The organism is Pseudoalteromonas sp. SD03 (assembly GCF_040937955.1).
GTDB classification, from domain to species: Bacteria; Pseudomonadota; Gammaproteobacteria; order Enterobacterales; family Alteromonadaceae; genus Pseudoalteromonas; species Pseudoalteromonas tetraodonis.
The window spans coordinates 2,305,091-2,324,938 of record NZ_CP162514.1; the positions used below are offsets into that span (position 1 = coordinate 2,305,091).

22 protein-coding genes are annotated in these 19,848 nt (G+C 41.8%); 16 read left to right on the forward strand and 6 right to left on the reverse strand.

All coding sequences use genetic code 11. The features are described from left to right. Window positions 1-60 precede the first annotated feature (60 nt). A complete protein-coding gene (locus tag ABZP26_RS10800; RefSeq protein WP_016898941.1) occupies window positions 61-519 on the reverse strand; it encodes a hypothetical protein in 459 nt (152 codons plus the stop codon). A 574-nt stretch (window positions 520-1,093) separates the two neighbouring features. Here ABZP26_RS10800 and leuS point away from each other — a divergent pair. The 14 genes from leuS to ABZP26_RS10870 all read left to right on the forward strand — a co-directional run bounded on the left by leuS (window position 1,094) and on the right by ABZP26_RS10870 (window position 14,242). Continuing rightward, entirely contained in the window at window positions 1,094-3,682 is a 2,589-nt protein-coding gene (gene leuS / locus ABZP26_RS10805) for a leucine--tRNA ligase (RefSeq protein ID WP_036953917.1), read from the forward strand. A 1-nt stretch (window position 3,683) separates the two neighbouring features. Beyond that, window positions 3,684-4,175, forward strand: coding sequence for an LPS assembly lipoprotein LptE (gene lptE, locus ABZP26_RS10810; protein WP_016898943.1), 492 nt, complete (start codon window positions 3,684-3,686; stop codon window positions 4,173-4,175). Then, window positions 4,175-5,215: a DNA polymerase III subunit delta gene (gene holA, locus ABZP26_RS10815; RefSeq protein ID WP_036953914.1), complete on the forward strand. Its 1,041-nt coding sequence runs from the start codon at window positions 4,175-4,177 to the stop codon at window positions 5,213-5,215. Before lptE ends, holA begins: the two co-directional genes overlap by 1 nt. Window positions 5,216-5,225: 10 nt before the next feature. Continuing rightward, window positions 5,226-5,855 (forward strand): nicotinate-nucleotide adenylyltransferase, encoded by a 630-nt coding sequence (gene nadD, locus ABZP26_RS10820; RefSeq protein WP_036953911.1) that lies wholly within the window; start codon window positions 5,226-5,228, stop codon window positions 5,853-5,855. Window positions 5,856-5,917: 62 nt separating this feature from the next. Continuing rightward, window positions 5,918-6,235: a ribosome silencing factor gene (gene rsfS, locus ABZP26_RS10825; protein WP_013465348.1), complete on the forward strand. Its 318-nt coding sequence runs from the start codon at window positions 5,918-5,920 to the stop codon at window positions 6,233-6,235. A 37-nt stretch (window positions 6,236-6,272) separates the two neighbouring features. Then, window positions 6,273-6,743 carry a 23S rRNA (pseudouridine(1915)-N(3))-methyltransferase RlmH gene (gene rlmH, locus ABZP26_RS10830; protein ID WP_002958522.1) on the forward strand — a complete coding sequence of 157 codons (471 nt, stop codon included), beginning with the start codon at window positions 6,273-6,275 and terminating at the stop codon, window positions 6,741-6,743. A 9-nt stretch (window positions 6,744-6,752) separates the two neighbouring features. Further along, a complete protein-coding gene (mrdA, locus tag ABZP26_RS10835) occupies window positions 6,753-8,633 on the forward strand; it encodes a penicillin-binding protein 2 (RefSeq protein ID WP_028834085.1) in 1,881 nt (626 codons plus the stop codon). After that, window positions 8,630-9,736: a rod shape-determining protein RodA gene (gene rodA / locus ABZP26_RS10840; RefSeq protein WP_016898947.1), complete on the forward strand. Its 1,107-nt coding sequence runs from the start codon at window positions 8,630-8,632 to the stop codon at window positions 9,734-9,736. The genes mrdA and rodA overlap by 4 nt, the downstream gene beginning before the upstream one ends. Beyond that, a complete protein-coding gene (locus ABZP26_RS10845; RefSeq protein ID WP_028834084.1) occupies window positions 9,736-10,497 on the forward strand; it encodes a septal ring lytic transglycosylase RlpA family protein in 762 nt (253 codons plus the stop codon). The genes rodA and ABZP26_RS10845 overlap by 1 nt, the downstream gene beginning before the upstream one ends. A gap of 53 nt (window positions 10,498-10,550) precedes the next feature. Next, on the forward strand, window positions 10,551-11,711 hold the full coding sequence (locus ABZP26_RS10850) for a serine hydrolase (RefSeq protein WP_013465353.1): 1,161 nt from the start codon (window positions 10,551-10,553) through the stop codon (window positions 11,709-11,711). A gap of 210 nt (window positions 11,712-11,921) precedes the next feature. After that, entirely contained in the window at window positions 11,922-12,200 is a 279-nt protein-coding gene (ybeD, locus tag ABZP26_RS10855; protein WP_016898950.1) for a DUF493 family protein YbeD, read from the forward strand. A 19-nt stretch (window positions 12,201-12,219) separates the two neighbouring features. After that, the gene (gene lipB, locus ABZP26_RS10860; RefSeq protein WP_013465356.1) at window positions 12,220-12,873 is read left to right on the forward strand and encodes a lipoyl(octanoyl) transferase LipB; all 654 of its coding nucleotides are present in this window, start codon (window positions 12,220-12,222) and stop codon (window positions 12,871-12,873) included. After that, a complete protein-coding gene (lipA, locus tag ABZP26_RS10865; protein ID WP_013465357.1) occupies window positions 12,870-13,835 on the forward strand; it encodes a lipoyl synthase in 966 nt (321 codons plus the stop codon). The genes lipB and lipA overlap by 4 nt, the downstream gene beginning before the upstream one ends. Window positions 13,836-14,002: 167 nt before the next feature. Further along, entirely contained in the window at window positions 14,003-14,242 is a 240-nt protein-coding gene (locus ABZP26_RS10870; protein ID WP_008109433.1) for a hypothetical protein, read from the forward strand. A 105-nt stretch (window positions 14,243-14,347) separates the two neighbouring features. Here the strand turns inward: ABZP26_RS10870 and ABZP26_RS10875 are convergent, their stop codons facing one another. The 5 genes from ABZP26_RS10875 to ABZP26_RS10895 form a co-directional block, all read right to left on the reverse strand. After that, entirely contained in the window at window positions 14,348-15,421 is a 1,074-nt protein-coding gene (locus ABZP26_RS10875) for a phosphotransferase enzyme family protein (RefSeq protein ID WP_028834082.1), read from the reverse strand. Between the two features lie 209 nt (window positions 15,422-15,630). Further along, window positions 15,631-16,506 (reverse strand): NTP transferase domain-containing protein, encoded by an 876-nt coding sequence (locus tag ABZP26_RS10880; RefSeq protein WP_290218910.1) that lies wholly within the window; start codon window positions 16,504-16,506, stop codon window positions 15,631-15,633. Window positions 16,507-16,521: 15 nt separating this feature from the next. Beyond that, on the reverse strand, window positions 16,522-16,971 hold the full coding sequence (locus ABZP26_RS10885) for a flavodoxin (protein ID WP_013465361.1): 450 nt from the start codon (window positions 16,969-16,971) through the stop codon (window positions 16,522-16,524). Then, window positions 16,972-17,736 (reverse strand): tRNA pseudouridine(65) synthase TruC, encoded by a 765-nt coding sequence (gene truC, locus ABZP26_RS10890; protein ID WP_013465362.1) that lies wholly within the window; start codon window positions 17,734-17,736, stop codon window positions 16,972-16,974. Next, window positions 17,729-18,049 (reverse strand): YqcC family protein, encoded by a 321-nt coding sequence (locus ABZP26_RS10895; RefSeq protein ID WP_013465363.1) that lies wholly within the window; start codon window positions 18,047-18,049, stop codon window positions 17,729-17,731. The genes truC and ABZP26_RS10895 overlap by 8 nt, the downstream gene beginning before the upstream one ends. 103 nt (window positions 18,050-18,152) lie before the next feature. Here ABZP26_RS10895 and ABZP26_RS10900 point away from each other — a divergent pair, with 103 nt between their 5' ends. Both ABZP26_RS10900 and ABZP26_RS10905 read left to right on the forward strand, forming a co-directional pair. Then, window positions 18,153-19,181, forward strand: a complete 1,029-nt coding sequence (locus tag ABZP26_RS10900) for a DUF3549 family protein (protein ID WP_036953904.1) — start codon at window positions 18,153-18,155, stop codon at window positions 19,179-19,181. After that, window positions 19,182-19,481 (forward strand): DUF3301 domain-containing protein, encoded by a 300-nt coding sequence (locus tag ABZP26_RS10905; RefSeq protein WP_013465365.1) that lies wholly within the window; start codon window positions 19,182-19,184, stop codon window positions 19,479-19,481. Window positions 19,482-19,848: the final 367 nt, after the last annotated feature.

Here is a 19,848-nt window from a genome sequence, read left to right on the forward strand (position 1 = left end):
AGCATATTCGCTAGGTTTTGGACGTATTGAGTGGCTATATAAGCCACTCAATATTCATATTTAAGGTTGTAAAGCCTGGCGGCTAAAATAGATGCCATCACACTGTGTACACGGAATAATTTGCGTTGCATGATAAACATCGTAACTATGGTTGCAATTCTTACATACTAATGTGCCCATGGCTATCCATTCACCTGCGTGATAAACACCATTATGCTTAAAATCTTCACTTAATGACTGCCATTCAAGCTGTGTTTTGTCTTCAATATGAGAAAGCTCAAACCACAATGACTCTTTAAGCTCCTGCCATGCAAGCGAATTATAGTAGTTGTTATTTTCTTGTAGATGAGAAATGTCACGCATTAGGTAATTACGATAAAGATAATATTTTTCTTCACCTAAATCTTTAAGTGCCTGCTCGGATTCAATAAATCGCTTTACTGCTGCTTTAACTTCATGCTCTTTTACATCTTTTAACCAATCGGTTAAATCGCTTAGCCATGCTCTGTAATCTGCCATTTTTTACTCCTTCAAAATTGTGAGGGGACTGATATTTATACGGCGCTATTAGCTGTTGATAAAAACAACACCATACAGGCTTTGTTTAGGGTCTGTTGACCTTTCAAGGTTAAATTTGCAGCAGTCTGTTTGGTATTTAGGCAAGGCAGAGCCTATGTGGTGTGGTTATTCCCCATAAATAGGCGATAACGCAGCATCAATGCCAAACAGGCGCTGCCCGAAGGGTTCTGCCTAGGGGTGATTTACTCTTTGTTGCTCGGTTTTTACTTAGCCCACTAGGTTACAAACCTCGCGTCGCGATTAAATCGCCCCTAGTTTGAACAAATTGTAATCCACAAAGATCAACAGACCCTAGCTTAAACCTCAAATACTTGCGTGTAAACTTAACTAAAAAGATTAACAAACGCTAAGTTAAAACTGACTCCTAACATAGATAAGTATAGGTTAACCTGCACTGAAAACTAATTTAGCGGCAAATTTATAAAAAGCGCCGCTTTGGCGCTGTGAATAACGCTTTATTTGGGGTATCCTATCGACAATTTTTTATTAGTATGCAAGAAGTTTGGAAACGTAAATGCAAGAGCAATATAACCCACAAGACATAGAGTCAAAAGTCCAACGCTACTGGGAAGAAAACCAAGTATTTAAAGTCACAGAAGACGAGAGCAAAGAAAAGTACTACTGCCTCTCAATGTTTCCTTACCCAAGTGGTCGACTGCATATGGGTCATGTGCGTAACTACACCATTGGTGACGTGGTTTCTCGCTTTCAGCGCTTGCAAGGCAAAAACGTAATGCAACCTATGGGTTGGGATGCGTTTGGTTTACCTGCAGAAAACGCGGCTATTAAAAATAAAACAGCCCCTGCAAAGTGGACTTACGAAAATATTGATTACATGCGTAACCAGCTTAAGCAATTAGGGTTTGGCTACGACTGGGATCGCGAAATTGCGACTTGCCACCCAGAATATTACAAATGGGAACAATGGTTTTTCACTAAGCTTTACGAAAAAGGCCTAGTGTACAAAAAAATGTCAACGGTTAACTGGGATCCGGTCGATCAAACTGTACTAGCTAACGAGCAAGTAATTGACGGCCGCGGTTGGCGTTCAGGTGCGGTAGTGGAACAAAAAGAAATTCCACAGTGGTTTATTAAAATTACCGACTACGCACAAGAACTATTAGACGATTTAGACAAATTAGAAGACTGGCCTGAACAAGTTAAAACCATGCAGCGCAACTGGATTGGTCGTTCTGAAGGCTTAGACATAGAATTTACGCGTACCGATAACAACGAAAAATTTAGCGTATACACAACACGCCCAGATACATTTATGGGCGTGACATACCTAGCTGTTGCCGGTGGCCACCCTATTGCACAAGAAGCGGCTAAAAATAGCGACGCGATTGCAATGTTTGTTGAAGAATGCAAAAACACCAAAGTTGCTGAAGCAGACATGGCAACCATGGAGAAAAAAGGTATTGCAACAGGCTTTTACGCCACGCATCCATTAACGGGCGAGCAACTACCTATTTGGGTTGCTAACTTTGTATTAATGCATTACGGCTCAGGCGCGGTAATGGCAGTACCAGCGCACGACCAACGTGACTTTGAATTTGCCACCGCTTACGGCCTCGATATTAAACAAGTTATTGCCCCTGCTGGAGGTTCAGAGCTTGAAGTAAACCTAAGCAAAGAAGCATTCACCGAAAAAGGCGTACTGGTTAACTCAGATGAATTTGATGGCCTTGATTTTGAAAACGCCTTTAACGCTGTTGCCGACAAATTAGAAGCATTAGGTGTAGGTGAGCGTAAAGTAAACTTCCGTCTTCGCGATTGGGGTGTTAGCCGTCAACGTTATTGGGGTTCGCCAATTCCAATGCTGAGTGATGAAAACGGCAACGAACTTGCTGCCACTGAAGATATGCTACCGGTGCGTTTACCAGAAGATGTGGTAATGAATGGCGTTACCTCACCAATTAAAGCCGATCCGAATTGGGCTAAAACAACTGTAAACGGTGTACCCGCTACTCACGAAACAGATACTTTTGATACCTTTATGGAATCATCGTGGTATTACGCTCGCTACTGTAGCCCACGCCATGACGAGGGTATGTTAGACCCTGCAGCCGCTAACTACTGGTTACCAGTAAACCAATACATTGGTGGTATTGAGCACGCTATATTGCACTTATTATATTCGCGCTTTTTCCACAAATTATTACGTGACTTTGGTTTAGTTAATTCAGATGAACCATTCGACCGCTTACTTTGTCAAGGTATGGTACTTGCTGAAACATTTTATCGTAAAGATGAAAAAGGTGGCGACATTTGGATTTCACCAAGTGATGTAAACACCGAAACCGACGACAAAGGTCGCGTAACTAAAGCATGGCATAAAGATGATGGTGAACCGGTATTCTCATCAGGCATGAGCAAAATGTCTAAGTCGAAAAACAACGGTATAGACCCACAAGAAGTTATTGCCCAATACGGTGCAGATACAGTACGTTTATTTATGATGTTTACTGCACCACCAGAGCAAACACTTGAATGGTCAGATTCAGGCGTTGAAGGCGCACACCGTTTCTTAAAGCGTGTGTGGAAATACGCAGTAGATGTTAAAACAGTAGGTTACCAAGCACTTGATAAATCGGCGCTTACTAACCCACAAAAAGTACTACGTCGTGAGCTACACAAAGCAATCGCAAAAGTGAGCGATGATGTAGAACGTCGTCAAACCTTTAACACCGCTATTGCCGCAATTATGGAGCTTTCTAACAAGCTATTAAAAGCGCCATTAAGTGACACACAAGATGTTGCCATTGCTAACGAGGCACTGGAAGCATTAATAATTATGCTGGCACCTATTACACCGCATTTATCGCATCAATTATGGCAAGACCTAGGTAAAGAAGGTGATATTTTAGATGCGGCATGGCCAAAAGTTGACGAATCTGCTCTTGTTGAAGATGAAAAACTAATCATCGTACAAGTAAATGGTAAGCTGCGTGCAAAACTAACAGTGGCAGCTGATGCTACGCAAGAGCAAGTAGAAGCTTTGGCATTTGCCGAGTCTAACGTGACTAAATTTACTGATGGTGCAACGATACGAAAAGTTATTTATGTACCAGGTAAATTACTTAACGTGGTAGCTAACTAATATGGCTGCTTTAAACGCCATTAAAAACGGACTAGCCTTAGTGCTAGTCTGTTTTTTGTTATCGAGCTGTGGCTTTCATCTTAAAAAAGCCTCTAGCCTACCCGATGATTTAAAACAGCTAACGCTTGTGGGGGATGATCAAAAATCTGCTTTATTTAGCTATTTGCAAAGCGAACTGGCTATGAGCGATGTCACTTTAGTGCCTGCAAGTAAACAATCAGCGCAGCTTTATTTATTTAAAGAACAACTAGAGCGTCAAACCTTATCGTTGTTCCAAAACGGACAAGTAGCTGAGTACGAACTGGCATACAGCGTAAGTTATGTAGTAAAACGCCCGAAACAAAAAGCCATCGAAAAACGCTTTGAGTTATACCGTAACTACCAAGACGATCCAGATAATGCACTAGCAAAAGCAAAAGAGCTTGAGCTGCTAATTAGCGAAATTCGCCAACAAGCGAGTCGTCGTATTGTTAGAGAGTTGTCGCAACTATAATGCGTTGTTATGCAAATCAGCTATCGAGTGAATTAAAAAAAGGCTTAAAACCTTTTTATTTGGTTTTTGGCGAAGAGCCTTTTCAAGAAGCGCAATGTGTACAGCTCATTCGCGACACGGCAAAGGCACAAGGATTTGATGAAGTAATTAAATTCACTTTAGCTCAGGGCTTTGATTGGCAAGAAATAATCGCGCAATACCAAAGTATGTCGTTGTTTAGCGCGCGCACTATTATTGAGCTTGATTTAAACCAGCAAAAACCGGGAACACCCGGCGCAAACACCTTTAAAAAAATAGTAGAGCTTGAAAACCCTGATACGATCTTAATCGTAAAAGGCGCTAAGGCCAGTCAAGATGTTCAGCGCGGCGCGTGGTTTAAAGCACTTGATAAGCATGGGTTATTTGTACCCTGTTACCCACTTAGCGGAAATCACTTAAAGCGTTGGCTTGATGAGCAGTGCCAACGCTTGTCACTAAATATTCAAAACGAGGCCAAACTCAGTTTAATTAATGCCACTGAAGGCAACTTACTTGCGTGTTACCAAGAGCTTGAAAAACTAGCATTAATACACGGTGACGCTCTGATCACGCAACAGCTGGTGATGCAAGGACTACTAAACCAAGCTAAGTTTGATATTTTTGATTTAAGTGATGCGCTTTTAAACGGCCACACCGCTCAGGCTATAAAAGTACTTAACAAACTTGCCAGTGATAACACTGAGGTTGTGAGTATCTTATGGGCTATCAATAAAGACCTTAGTACATTATTGAGTGTGCAGCAGGGATTATTGCAAGGTGAGTCATTAGCAACCTTATTTAAACAAAAAGCTATTTGGAAAAATCAACAAGCGCCAGTACAAACAGCCATTAACAGGCTAAACATTCATACCCTAGAGAATATTAGCAGTGAACTGGCATTGTTTGATGCAAGTTACAAGCAAGGTGCATTGATTGCCCCTTACCAAGCATTGGCGCATATTTGCATTAAGTTCTGCCAACCGCTCGATATTCCACTTCCCTGCCATAGTAACCGTCAGTAAAGGGAAATACATGATTGCAATTTTTGGTGGTACTTTTGATCCCGTTCATTTGGGACACCTTAATATGGCGCAGCAATGCGTTGCGACCTTTAAATTACACTCACTCTATTTTATGCCCTGTGCAATACCTGCGCACAAAGCGGCACCGGGGATCAGCACCGAGCATCGTATAGCAATGCTTAAAGCCGCAATTACACCTTATGCGCAGTTCAAGCTTGATTTACGAGAACTGCAACGCAGCGGCCCGTCGTATTCTTTATTAAGTTTGCAAGAGCTAAGAGCAGAAAACCCCGGTACCCCTATTTTATTTTTAATTGGCATGGACTCATTCAACAATTTCGATAAATGGTATCAATGGCAAACAATAACTCGCCTTTGTCATCTGGTGGTGTATCAACGCCCTGGCCAAATTTGTGATACACAGGGTGAACTTAAATGCTATCAACATAACGCTGTTACCACTGATATTGCCTTGCTGCAAAAAACAAATGCCGGACACCTTTACTTTTTAGAAGGAGAACAGCTGGATGCCGCATCCAGCGAAATCCGTCAAGCCCTTAAAAAAAGTACTAAAAAGAGTGAACTATTACCCGACGCCGTGAGTCACTATATTAAGCAGCACCAGCTTTATCAAGAGTGATTGGTATAAACCCCTCAGCGTGTTAAAATAACCGCTATTAAATTTTAAATTGAGACAAAACCTTGGATTCGAAACAACTACTCGCTTTTGCACTAGACAAAATTGACGATATGAAAGCACGTGATGTGATTCAACTTGACGTAACTGGCAGCTCAGACGTAACCGATTACATGATTGTATGTTCAGGCACATCAAGACGTCATGTATTGTCAATTGCTGATAACTTAGCAAAAGAAGCTCGCCACGCTGGTGAAGAGCCATTAGGGTATGAAGGCCAAAGCGATGGTGAATGGGCACTCGTTGATTTAGGTGATGTGATTGTTCACGTTATGCAAGATCAAGCACGTAGCTATTACGATCTAGAAAAGCTTTGGGGCTAATTGCTCCCTATTTTAGACAACGCTCGGAAGTAACGTAGTGAAAATACAAATGATTGCTGTTGGTACAAAAATGCCAGCATGGGTAGAGACAGGTTTTGCAGAGTATCAACGCCGCTTTCCCAAAGATATGGCATTGGAACTCATTGAGATCCCTGCTGGTAAACGTGGAAAAAATGCCGATATAAAGCGTATTTTGCACATTGAAGGTGAAAAAACCTTAGCCGCCATACCTAAAGGCAATCGTATTGTCACACTAGAAGTAACCGGTAAAGCACTGGATACTCATCAACTAGCGAAAAACATGGAAAAGTGGCAACTAGATGGTCGCGATGTCAGTTTATTAATTGGCGGACCTGAAGGCTTAGCCCCAGAGTGTATTGCTGCCTCTGAGCAAAAATGGTCGTTATCAAATTTAACGCTCCCACACCCTTTAGTACGCATTATTGTTGCTGAAAGCCTCTACAGAGGCTGGAGCTTAAATAACAACCATCCTTATCATCGCGAGTAGTTTCTTGCTATGCTAAAACGAAGACCCACCATTCGCGACCACTCAGCAGAAGCTAATTTATTTGCTCGGCGTGCATTCGTGGGTTTTATTTTTATATTAGTCCTTGTAGCAATATTGCTGTCTAACTTGTATAAAATCCAGGTTGATGATCATCAAGATTATCAAACTCGTTCTAATGATAACCGTATAAAAGTTATACCTATAGCCCCCAATCGCGGTTTAATTTACGACCGCAATGGTGTTTTACTAGCCGAAAATAAGCCCGTTTATAACCTTGAGGTGATCCCCGAAGAAGTTGATGATTTAACCGCCTCTTTGAAGTCTATCAGCAAAATCATTGAAATAACCGAGCAACAACAAGCTGATTTTCTTGATGATATAAAACATACTCGACGTTTTAAAAGTCAAGTCCTCAAAGCCCGTTTAAATGAAAACGAAGTAGCGATGTTTTCAGTAAACCAACATAAGTTCCCAGGCTTTAGTATTGAGGCGCGTCTAGCGAGATATTACCCCTTTGGCGATACTTTAACCCATGCATTAGGCTATGTCGCAAAGCTCAATAGAAAAGAGTTAAACAAGCTTGAACAACAAGATGAAGCCACAAACTACCGAGCCACGCATGATATTGGTAAGCTGGGTATCGAAAAGTACTACGAGCCGTTATTACATGGCCAGGTTGGCTCACAACGAGTTGAAGTTAATAACCGCGGCCGAATTATCCGCACTTTAAGTATGGATCCACCGCAAGCGGGTGACGACTTAGTACTTACTCTCGACATTGGTTTACAACAAATAGCCCAACATGCACTTAAAGATATGCGCGGCGCTATTGTGGTAATGGATGCAAAAGATGGCGGCGTTTTAGCACTGTATTCAAACCCAAGTTATGATCCCAATTTATTTGTGCACGGTATTAGCAGTAAAGACTACAAAGCCTTACTCAACCCTGATCGTCCACTGATCAATCGCACGACTCAAGGTCGCTACGCACCAGCATCTACTGTTAAACCACACATGGCTATTTTGGCATTAGAAGAAAATATAGTGCAAGAAACCACCAGCATGTGGGATCCGGGCTTTTTTCAAATTCCCAACGTAGAGCATAGATGGCGTGATTGGCGACGTTGGGGCCATGGCCATGTTGATGTTTATAAAGCAATAGAAGAGTCATGCGATACCTACTTTTATGACGCAGCCTATCGAATGGGGATCACAAAAATAAGTAACTTTATGGCTCGCTTTGGCTTTGGTGAATTATCCGGTATTGATATTCATGAAGAAACAACCGCTATTTTACCCTCAAAAGAATGGAAAGAAGCCCGTTTTAAAGAGTCTTGGTGGCCTGGAGATACTATTTCTGTAGGAATTGGCCAAGGTTATTGGACTGCCACCCCCATTCAAATAGCGAATGCCACTAATATTTTAGTTAACAGAGGGATAAATCACCCTCCTCATTTAGTGCAAGTTGCTAAAAAAGAAGATCAAATTACTCAGCTCAATAATGAAGAAAAACCGCCGGTTGTACTCAATAACGAAGATAACTGGCGCATCGCTATTGATGCCATGCATAACACCGTTAAAAAAACTACCGGAACTGCCCATCGTGCGTTTAAAGGGGCTACTTATGACCCTGCAGGTAAAACCGGTACTGCCCAAGTGGTGAGTATTGCTCAGGGCGAGCGTTACGACGCCGATGCACTCAAAGAGCGCCAACGCGACAACGCCATTTATATAGGTTTTGCCCCGTTTAATAACCCACAAATTGTTGTCTCTATTGTGGTAGAAAATACCGGTGGGGGAAGCTCAGTAGGTGCGCCCATTGCGCGCCAATTAATGGATTACTATTTTGCAGCTAACCCAATCCAATCTTCAGGGGACAAAGCACCATGACAGCTTTACATGATAAGCGCTCTATTTGGCTGCGACTGCATATTGATTTGCCACTTTTTATTGCGTTATTGTTGATGATGGCCGGTAGTATCACTATTGTATACAGCGCCTCAGGGCAAGACGCTGCCATGATGGTTCGCCATATTACGCGAATGGCTGGCGCCATTATAGGTATGTTTGTACTTGCTCAAATTCCACCAGCGACTTTAAAACGTTTAGTTATTCCCATGTATTGCCTAGGATTACTCATGCTGGTTGGGGTACTGCTATTTGGTGTAAGTTCTAAGGGAGCTCAACGCTGGTTAGATTTAGGCATTACTCGCTTTCAACCCTCAGAGCTAATGAAACTAGCGGTTCCGATGATGGTTGCTTGGTATATTGGCCGCCACCATTTGCCGCCGCGTCCGTTACATTTAGTCATTGGCTTTGCCATTGTTATGCTGCCTACCCTACTAATTAAAGAGCAACCTGATTTGGGCACCTCAATTTTGATTGCCAGTTCCGGTGTATTTGTGTTGTTTTTATCAGGCTTGAGCTGGCGTTTAATCGGCTTTTTAAGCTCGGTTGTTGCTTTGGCAGCATGGCCATTTTGGCACTACGGTATGCACGATTATCAAAAGCAAAGAGTACTGACCTTTTTAGACCCTGAGAGCGATCCGCTGGGTTCTGGCTATCATATTATTCAATCAAAAATTGCCATTGGTTCAGGCGGTATCGAAGGAAAAGGCTGGCTGCAAGGCACGCAATCACAGCTAGAATTTTTACCTGAACGACATACTGACTTTATTTTTTCAGTACTGAGTGAAGAGTTTGGCTTATTTGGTGTGTGTGTTTTACTTAGTTTATATTTATTTATTATTGGCCGTGGACTGTATATTGCGGTTAACGCACAAGATGCGTTTGGTAAACTATTAGCCGGCTCACTCACGCTCACATTTTTTGTTTATATTTTTGTAAATATTGGCATGGTATCGGGTTTGTTGCCTGTTGTAGGTGTACCGTTGCCATTAATTAGTTATGGCGGTACCTCGATGGTGACCCTGATGGCTGCATTTGGCATTATTATGTCGATTGCCACAGATAAAAGGATGCTCTTAAAATAATGCGCCTTTACAAACAACTTATAATTATTATTCTCGTTAGCCTCTTTTTAAGTGCATGCAGCAGTTCAAATAGTCGTTACAGCATGCGCCATGATGCGGCGCCGCTTCGTGCACCGACCGAATTAGAAATGCAAGATGCCATTGTTACTCAAGTTATTAAAAGTGCGAGTACTACGCGCCCCTACGAAGTGCTTGGCAAACGTTATACCCCGATGCTCGATGAAACCGGCTATTCAGAAACGGGCATTGCTTCGTGGTATGGCCGTAAATTTCATGGGTATCACACCTCTAACGGCGAAATTTACGACATGTTCGCGATGACCGCAGCCCATAAAACGTTGCCTTTACCTAGTTTTGTGCGGGTAACAAATACGGCTAATGGCAAATCAATTATTGTTCGTGTTAATGACCGTGGCCCCTTTCATGATAATAGAATTATTGACCTTTCTTATGCCGCTGCATACAAACTTGGATACCATAAGTACGGTACAGCAGAGGTTAAGCTAGAAGCCATTACTCTAGCCGATACCCATGCACGAAAAACCTACGTTCAAGTTGCCGCGGGCAGTACCTTAGCCAACATAGAAGCGTTAGCAAGTACACTGCGAGAACAGTATAAGTTACCGACAAATATCGTTGAAAAAGACGCTATTTATAGATTGCACTTAGGGCCAATAAAAGATGCCCAACATGCGCAACAAGTACTAGAAACATTAAAACAAAATCAATTTCAAAACGCGTTCTTGCTTTACACTCAGTAAGCCCTTTAGAATGGGAATACGCATATTTTTAACTTTAACCATTAATGAGTATGATGAAATCTATTAAACATAAAATTCTTACTGGTGTTTGCGGCTTAGTCTGTTCTGCCGCCGTCTTTTCAGCCACCGCCCAAATTATTCCAGCGCCTCCTCAAGTTAATGCAAAAGGTTACTTTTTGGTGGACTTCACCACAGGTAAAGTTATTGCAGAAGGCGAGGCTGATACCAAACTCGCACCGGCCAGCTTAACTAAAATGATGACCAGTTATGTAATTGGTACCGAAATTAATGCTGGTAATATTGCGCCTACCGATATGGTTACTGTTAGTGAAAAAGCGTGGGCAAAAAACTTCCCTGAATCATCAAAAATGTTTATTGAAGTCGGTAAACAAGTTAGTGTCGATGATCTTAACCATGGCATTATTATTCAATCAGGAAATGATGCATGTGTTGCTATGGCAGAGCATATTGCTGGTAGCGAAAGCGCGTTTGCAGATTTAATGAATGCTCACGCCGAAAAAATAGGCATGACTAATACGCATTTTGTTAATAGCCATGGCCTTGATACTGATGCGCATTATACAACGCCACGCGACATGGCAACATTAGGGGCTGCACTTATCAGAGATGTGCCTGATGAATACGCTCTATATAAACAAAAGTCTTTTACTTTTAATGGTATAAAGCAATATAACCGCAACTCGTTGTTATGGGATGAAAGCTTAGATGTAGATGGTATTAAAACAGGTCACACGTCTGAGGCGGGTTACAGCTTAGTCACCTCTGCAACAAAAAACGACATGCGTTTAATTGCCGTTGTAATGGGCACCTCAAGTGAGCGCGCGCGTAAAGTAGAAAGTAAAAAACTACTAAACTACGGTTTTCGCTTTTTTGAAACAATTACCCCGTATAAAGCCGGCGACAGCTTTGCTGAGCAACGTGTTTGGATGGGCAATAAAGAGAATGTTTCTTTAGGAATTTTAGAAGATACACCTATTACTATTCCTCGTGGTCAGCATAAAAACCTTAAAGCAAACTTTGAGCTAGACGATACCCTTGAGGCACCTTTAGCTAAAGGCACAAAAGTAGGTACTTTATTTTTACAGCTTGAAGGCGAAGATATTGCACAATATCCGCTAGTTACACTTGAAGAAATACAAGAAGGTAGCTTCTTTAGTAAAATATATGACTACTTACGCTTACAGATTATGTAATTGCGAGTAAAGTAATATGAACGCCTCCACTGTGAGGCGTTTTTTTTTGCTTGAAAAGTGCTAGAATGCGCCCCATATATACCAATCGTATTGAATGACTATCATTGGCTTGGGTCAACAATAGCATCATTTCAAGATTGCCATTAGCCTGTCAGTTTTAAGCTTCGCGTTTTAGCAAAGCCAACACTTTTTGTTTGAGGAGTTCCCGTCGTGGTTGAACCTGTTAAAGACACTAAATTTGATGAGTACTTAGAGTACCCTTGCCCATTTACATTTAAAATTATGGGTCTAGCTAATGTAAACTTAACTGATCAAATTTTAGCTAAATTACAACCTATTGCTCCAGGTGATTATGCGCCAAAAGTAAAACCAAGCAGTAAAGGTAATTACGAGTCTGTAACGCTAGTAGCTACTGTAACAAGCGGCAAACACATTGAAGAAATTTACAACGTGATCAGCAACATCGATGACGTACGCCATATGCTTTAATCCATAGTTGAGATTTGTTGTGAGCGAAAACACCCTAATCGTACGCCAACTGGGTCGTCAGCGTTACATGCCGATTTGGCAAAAAATGCAAGAGTTTACCGACACCCGTGATGAAAATACCCCAGATGAAATTTGGCTGGTAGAGCACGAAAGTGTATTTACCCAAGGCCAAGCCGGTAAAGATGAGCACTTGCTCGCCCCAGGTGACATTGAAGTGATTAAAGTGGATCGTGGCGGACAAGTAACTTACCACGGCCCAGGTCAGCAAATGATGTATGTATTATTTAACTTACGTCGTTTAAAGATTGGCGTACGAGAGCTAGTAACATGGCTTGAGGAATGTATTATTGAATCCCTTGCTGAGTACGGTATTGATGCATACGCAAAAGCCGATGCACCCGGTGTTTACGTGAACGACAGCAAAATTGCCTCTTTAGGCCTAAGAGTTCGTCGTGGCTGCTCATTTCATGGTTTAGCATTAAATGTTAACATGGACCTAAGTCCATTTTTACGCATTAACCCTTGTGGTTATGCGGGCATGAATATGGTGCAAACTAAAGAATTAAATGGCCCTCAAAACCTTGAAGCTGCAGGTCAAGGGCTGGTAAAACACATGATCAAAAAGCTTAATGCAACACAGGTTAAGCATACTGAAGGGTTTGAAAACGAATGAATAAACCAGTCAAAATGGAACCAGGTGTAAAACTACGCGACGCAGAAAAAATGGCGTTGATCCCCGTTAAAGTTTTACCAACTGAAAAAACCGAAATGCTCCGTAAGCCAGAGTGGCTTAAAATCCGCTTACCTAAGTCAACCGAGCGGATTGACGGCATAAAACAAGCAATGCGCAAGCATGGCCTTCACTCTGTATGTGAAGAAGCCTCGTGCCCCAACTTATCAGAATGTTTTAACCACGGTACGGCGACCTTTATGATTTTAGGGGCTATTTGTACACGTCGTTGCCCATTCTGTGATGTTGCACATGGCCGTCCATTAAAGCCCGATGCAGCAGAGCCTGAAAAGCTTGCACTGACCATTAAAGACATGAAGCTAAGCTACGTAGTGATCACTTCGGTAGACCGTGATGATTTACGTGACGGTGGCGCTCAGCACTTTGCCGATTGTATCCGTGAAATTCGCAAGCACAATCCAGAAATCACCATTGAGATATTAGTCCCTGATTTTCGTGGTCGTATGGACAGAGCGTTGGAAATATTAATTGAAACGCCGCCAGATGTATTTAACCACAACCTAGAAACAGCACCACGTTTGTACAAATTGGCGCGTCCAGGTGCTGATTACAAGTGGTCACTTGAATTATTACGCCGCTTTAAAGAAGCACACCCTGAGGTTAAAACTAAATCGGGGTTAATGGTTGGCCTTGGTGAAGAAATTAGCGAAATTGAAGAAGTACTGCGTGATTTACGTGAGCATAACGTTGATATGCTAACCGTAGGCCAATACCTACAACCCTCTAAGCATCACTTACCAGTAAAACGCTACGTGCCGCCTGCTGAGTTTGATGCACTAAAAGAGTATGCTGATGAAATTGGCTTTACACACGCGGCTTCTGGCCCGTTTGTACGCTCAAGCTATCACGCCGATCAACAAGCAGCGGGTAAAGAAGTAAAATAAGCCTTGCTGAACAACCGGCTGGTAAATAAGCCTGCTGATTAACAAAAAGCTGCCAACGAGCAGCTTTTTTTGTTTATGGGCGTTATTTTCAGCAAATGTAAAATAAAGTTAGGCTAAAGCGGGGTTACTTGAGATAATTACCGCTGATACCCTTAATTAGGTTCATTATGAAACTATTAGTTCGCAACTTATCTCGTGCTACCACTGAGCATGAACTTCGTACTTTATTTACAGCGCACGGTAAAGTGACCACCTGTAACTTAGTACTCGATAAAGAAACTGGCCAATCAAAAGGTTTTGCTTTTGTAGAAATGCCAAACGACATTGAAGTTAAAGGCGCTATTAAAGCCCTTAATCAAACAACCGTTGATAAAAGCAAAATCCGCGTAAAACTAGCCGATGCTTAATAACGATTGAGGGGTTGGAAGTTTATACGTATTTTCAGCGTTTAACCTCGCTTTATATTGCTCAAAGCTTAGCTTTAACACTTTGAGCAATATAACCAATTGTGCTTATATCTGAGTTAACATCGCCTTTAATACCTGCTGCTTACTTACTATATCCCTGTACAACGCAAATTGATTTTTTGCGCGATCTAAATTGTGTCTCTCATGTTTAACACTAAAGTAATTATCGCCGTCTATATAGTCGGTTAAAAAGCGTAAGCCAATCATAAAAGGCATCACTTTAGCACCTAACCAAAAGCTTTGTTTTTCCGCGGCCGTTAATACTGACTTTAATGGTTCAACGTAACCTTTAACAATTGCTGCAAAAATGTCTTCACGAACACCTACTTTTTCAAGCGCTGTTGAATCTTCTTGCTCTGCAGAGCAGAATGTTCTGACCATATCGCCAAAGTCATTAAGCCAATAACCTGGCATACAGGTGTCTAAATCAATCACCGCTTTTGCATCATTTGAATCTGAACAAAATAGCATGTTGTTTATTTTAGTATCGTTATGACACACGCGAATAGGGACTTTTCCAGCTAATGCATTGAGCTCATCAATGAGTGAGAACTGCGACAAGCAAAAATCAACCTCCTCCTGACAATGAGCTACACGTTTATGAGGATCGGCGTTAATAACTTGCTTAAAAACCTCTGCACGCATGGCTAAATTATGAAAGTTAGGGATAACTGCATGTAATTTGTTAGCGTCAAAATCCTCTAATGCTGCAGCAAATTGGCCAAATGCATTAGCCGCGGTTTGCGCTTGGCTAACAGTATTAACCACATCTTCGCTGTAACTGCCACCAATAAACTCAAGGGCTCGCCAAGTATCGTTATTATTATTTACTAAATAGTCATGCTGAGTTGTTGCTACATGCCGCACAATTGCTAAGTTGAACTCACCGACTTGCTGCTTTTTGCTTAAGTGTCGTTCTATTAATCTTGCATTATCAACAAGTAACTGTGGTTTTGGGAATACCACCGTATTGAGCTTTTGTACAACCAATGACCGCTTAGGTGTGCTCAATAACATGGTAGTATTGATATGCCCACTACCAATGGGTTTTATACTCGCATGCTTATCGTCAAGGCCAAAACTCTCAGATAAGTAAACTTCTATAGGAATTGAATTCATTTTCTACTTCACTCTTTTCGCCCAAGGCGACAATAATTTATATCAATTGCATTAAATTAGTGAACGATTACAGCGACAAGGAAATAACGCGATAGCAAGGCGAAAATTATGATACATAGTTGTTCTATATAAATAATTTTTAACGCAGGAAGCGGGTTATTTAATACGCTAGATTGATCATATTTTTAATAAAATTGGTATTAACACCTTTACGCTTGACGCAATGCGCACAAAGTAGCCGCAATGCTTGTCAGTTCTGATTTATAGGTAACACCAAACCAAGGCTCTTTTGCAGTGTATACAAATACAGGCTGTGCTTTTACATTAATCGCTTGCTGGATTTGATCAGGTAAGTAATACTCTTGCTGAGTATTAGCGTTATATTGCTGTAAAAACGTCTCAAAACCTTGTTGCAAATAATCAAAAAAGCACGGCGTGATCCCCCAAAAACTCATAGATCCTAGCGCATCTCGGCTAATTTTTTCACGCAAGCCCTGCGGATTATTTCCAACAATATGTGCAGATTCTTTTTGAATATTTAAATATTCCGTCACTGCAACAAGCTTTCCATCAGCAATGCTACATACCCCGCGATTAACCCCACCGTGCTCAGAGAGGGTATTGATAATCGGGTACCCCACCATTGCCCATTCGGGGCTATTTTTAAAATGCTCACTAAGCAATAAAAATGAAGACGCACCATAATAGTCATCTGCGGTAATAACAATTGCAGGGTTGTTAATATATGCTTTGGCACACAGTAACGCATGCCCTGTGCCCCATGGTTTTATACGTTGCTGTGATAGTGCTTTGTATGCATCAGGAACAAGCGCGTTATGTTGCTCTACTAATACCACGTCAAGGGCTTTAGGTAAGCGAGGTAAAATAGTGTGTTCTATCTCACTGCGAACGGCTTGATTGATGATCAGTACAACCTGTGTCACACCGGCGCGATACGCATCAGTAATGCTTAACTCCATAATCGTGCAATTTAGCCCAGGTATTTCTGCTATTTGTTTATTGCCACCAAAGCGACTACCTAAGCCACCCGCAAGCACAACCAAACTCAGTTTATGTTTTTTCATTTAGAGTCTGCGCATTTATGAGGGTAATTTACCAAGCCAAGCTTGCAACCAAGGCTCAGTTACCGGCCATGGCTCAAAGTCTTCACAGGCATCGATTTCTAGTCGGTTACCAACAGGTTTAGCTTGTAAATCACGTAGTAGCTCATCAAAGCTGCGCCCTGCCCCACAAAACGTATCACCGTAACTTCTATCACCCATGGCAACAATACCAAAAGGCTTGTCTGTTAGCATTGGAAAAGTACTATTTAATTGATGATAAAGATCCGCTAAATTATCAGGAATATCGCCTTGCCCAGTGGTCGAGGTAACAATTAAAATATGCGAAGCATTTTTTATATCATCTAAAGTAGGCTGCTCGAAGACACTAACCTGATGACCAGCTTGCTCTAGCGTGTCGCTAACTTGCTCACTTAATCGCTCTGCACCGCCATACACGCTGCCAACAAAAATACTAATATGTGCCATTTAATAATCCTCTTCTTGTTCTGGCCACCCCAGCTGTTTGCAAATGTTTAACATTGCATCACCCAGCGGCGCTTTAATTGTTATGGGTTCATTATTATAAGGGTGCACAAAGCTAAGCTCTGATGCAAACAACATTAGACGGCGAAGCGAAAAATGCTCCCTAAAAAACTGATTATGCTGGTTATCGCCATGATTTACATCACCAATAATAGGTAAAGACAAGTGCTTTAAATGCCGGCGTATTTGATGTTTGCGACCCGTTTTAGGAAAACACTCTACCAAAGAATAACGAACCGTTGGGTATTTTCCTATTGGGATAGGCAGCGCAGCTTGATGCAAACAATTAAATTGGGTTTGTGCTTCTTGCGCGGCTTTGTCTTGATCAGCAAACTTATCGGCTATTTTGTCGAGTTCTTCTTTTAACGGTTTATCTAAAAAAACAGATTCAGGCGCAAACCCGCGTACCAACGCTAAATAACGTTTTGTTATTGTGCCCTCAATAAATAATTGATTCATATCACGCGCCGCCTCTGAGCTTAATGCAAACAGTAATACACCCGAAGTAGGCCTATCAAGACGGTGAACAGGAAACACATGTTGCCCTATTTGATCGCGCAGCATTTGCATTGCAAATTGGGTTTCATGTTTATCTAAAAATGAGCGATGAACAAGTAGCCCAGAGGGTTTATCTATTGCTACATAATTTTCATCTTGATAAAGAATCGACAGTTCGCCGTATTCAATAGGCTCTGGGCGCTCACTCATTAGGCTCTCCTAAATATGAATCTAATTGGGTCAGTAAAGCGATAATGTCTTCGCTGCCTGATTTATCAGTGAGTGTCATTTGCGCCATCGGGGCGACTGCAAAATTGCGCGGTAACGGCTGCTTGTTGTCAATTAGCCGCTGTAACTTTTCAATAAATACAAACTGCAACCATTGTTCAAATGCCAGTGTATCGTGACAAAACGGTACGCTAGAATCTAATAAATCGGGATTCAGTGGCTCAACCTGCCACAGTTGATGCTTTTTAAGTAGCGCCGCTAATTGCTGTAAATATATGTGGGTTTGCTGGTACATAATCACCCTTTGGTCTGTGTATTATGCAATTATACCCTGTTCCCACAACAGTCGCTATGGCGTATAATTAAGGTAATTTTGTAGTAAAAACAGTTGGAAATCCATGAGTGAACATATAGCTACGTTAGGCCAGCTTTTAGATGGTGCAGGCACTCAATGGCGTGCTTTTGATATTGGCAGGCACATTACCAAGCTTGATAAACAACAATTTTTAGCCGTTGAACAAGCGCAAATTCCTTACCCTTACCCATTAGCAGGTCATGCATGGTTAGCGATTCAGTTTTGGGATAGCAAAGCCAGTAAAGAACCCTATGTGTGGTTCTTAAAATTCCCACTTGATGAGCAAAGTAAGTTAGTAAGCGCGAGCCGTGATCACTTTGCAGATATGGTTATTCAGGCACTAGGAACAGAAATTACCGGCGAGCAAGCCGATGGCACACTCGATAACAACCCTTATGTATTTACTCCGAACGCAAATAAATTAGCGGCGTTTAATGCACAAGTTAAAGTGTTGCTAAAGCAACCAGCGTCGCAATACTACGAGCACGCCCAACTCTACTTTAGTGGCCAAATTGGCTTTGATAATTGGCAAAATGTCGCGTTACAAGGCATTGCCGATTTTGCTTATCGTCTTCATAGTGCTGATAACTTGAAGCACTTACAAGCAGCGTGGCCTAAATTACCAGTTGAAGTATTACAGCCATTAAGTGCAATGCTTGAACACATCGAAATACCGCCCTCGTTAAGTGAGTTATTGTTAAGTTATGGGCAAACCGCCCTTACTAATAATGATGTTGTTGCGGCCTCTGCCGCGCTGCGTGCAATATCATCAGGGCAAGCAGCAGGGCTTAGCGCACAACTTGTTGACTGCGCGCTTAACTCACCTTTAGGGCAAGATTCTGATATTTTGTTGACCATTGCTGGTCGCTGCTTTAAACAGTTAGAACAACCACAGCGTTTACATGTGTTTATGGATAACTGTGCGCATCATGAGAAAATAGCTGAATTATTTCCTAGCGTTTTTGCAGATTTAGTTGCAATTGCGACTATTCGCCCTCACTTATTAGCTTTATTACGTGAAGAAAACAGAAGCGAGACATTAGCTCGCGCAATTGGAAGGTTATTCTCTTAAATGGCTAGTTTATGGACGTTCATACTTATTGGTGCTGTAATTTATTTTTTTTGGCTAAATCGTAAAATAGCCGAAGCAGCGAACGTTCATGCCAAACGCCAAAGCGAGCAATTGCAAGTGCAACTTATGAGTGTAGCTTGCAACAAGCGTCGATTTGGCATTTTAAAAAGTGGTAAACCGGGCATGAAAAGCGAATTTATTTTTGAGTTTTCAAGTGACGGTGAAAACGCCTACCAAGGGGTATTAATCATGGAAGATGAAAAACTAAAAAGTGTGGTTGTGCCACCACATAGAATATAATTTCTTAGCACAAAAAACTAAGGCGTAACCTCAGTTACGCCCCAATTGCAAACATCCTGTAAGGTATCCTTTACCTATTCCCTGTTTATCATCCTCTGAACGAGCAAACTACCGTGTTTACTCTCCATTGCATCCTGCAATATCCACTTACCGCCTTGGCTATCCTGCGTAAACTAACGCTCCTGCAATTTCCTATCGCATCATCCTTGGTGTCCTTTAAATAGCTCCCAGCTATTTTAGTACTCCGTGTACTTCCTGTTTCATCCCTGCATCCGTGTTAACTTGTCCTTTGTGCTTCCTGCTAGTAACTACTTAGTTGCCTGATTCCTTATCCGTGGCAGTAGCTCAATCATTGGGCTATGTCGTC

Coding starts and splice junctions, on each gene's coding strand:
- truC (WP_013465362.1), bottom strand. CDS start 17,736: ATGAGTGAGCGCCCAGAGCCTATTGAATACGGCGAACTGTCGATTCTT.
- leuS (WP_036953917.1), top strand. CDS start 1,094: ATGCAAGAGCAATATAACCCACAAGACATAGAGTCAAAAGTCCAACGC.
- mrdA (WP_028834085.1), top strand. CDS start 6,753: ATGCTAAAACGAAGACCCACCATTCGCGACCACTCAGCAGAAGCTAAT.
- nadD (WP_036953911.1), top strand. CDS start 5,226: ATGATTGCAATTTTTGGTGGTACTTTTGATCCCGTTCATTTGGGACAC.
- ABZP26_RS10845 (WP_028834084.1), top strand. CDS start 9,736: ATGCGCCTTTACAAACAACTTATAATTATTATTCTCGTTAGCCTCTTT.
- ABZP26_RS10800 (WP_016898941.1), bottom strand. CDS start 519: ATGGCAGATTACAGAGCATGGCTAAGCGATTTAACCGATTGGTTAAAA.
- ABZP26_RS10880 (WP_290218910.1), bottom strand. CDS start 16,506: ATGAAAAAACATAAACTGAGTTTGGTTGTGCTTGCGGGTGGCTTAGGT.
- ABZP26_RS10885 (WP_013465361.1), bottom strand. CDS start 16,971: ATGGCACATATTAGTATTTTTGTTGGCAGCGTGTATGGCGGTGCAGAG.
- ABZP26_RS10875 (WP_028834082.1), bottom strand. CDS start 15,421: ATGAATTCAATTCCTATAGAAGTTTACTTATCTGAGAGTTTTGGCCTT.
- ABZP26_RS10905 (WP_013465365.1), top strand. CDS start 19,182: ATGGCTAGTTTATGGACGTTCATACTTATTGGTGCTGTAATTTATTTT.
- lptE (WP_016898943.1), top strand. CDS start 3,684: ATGGCTGCTTTAAACGCCATTAAAAACGGACTAGCCTTAGTGCTAGTC.
- ABZP26_RS10895 (WP_013465363.1), bottom strand. CDS start 18,049: ATGTACCAGCAAACCCACATATATTTACAGCAATTAGCGGCGCTACTT.
- ABZP26_RS10870 (WP_008109433.1), top strand. CDS start 14,003: ATGAAACTATTAGTTCGCAACTTATCTCGTGCTACCACTGAGCATGAA.
- ABZP26_RS10900 (WP_036953904.1), top strand. CDS start 18,153: ATGAGTGAACATATAGCTACGTTAGGCCAGCTTTTAGATGGTGCAGGC.
- rodA (WP_016898947.1), top strand. CDS start 8,630: ATGACAGCTTTACATGATAAGCGCTCTATTTGGCTGCGACTGCATATT.
- ABZP26_RS10850 (WP_013465353.1), top strand. CDS start 10,551: ATGAAATCTATTAAACATAAAATTCTTACTGGTGTTTGCGGCTTAGTC.
- holA (WP_036953914.1), top strand. CDS start 4,175: ATGCGTTGTTATGCAAATCAGCTATCGAGTGAATTAAAAAAAGGCTTA.
- lipA (WP_013465357.1), top strand. CDS start 12,870: ATGAATAAACCAGTCAAAATGGAACCAGGTGTAAAACTACGCGACGCA.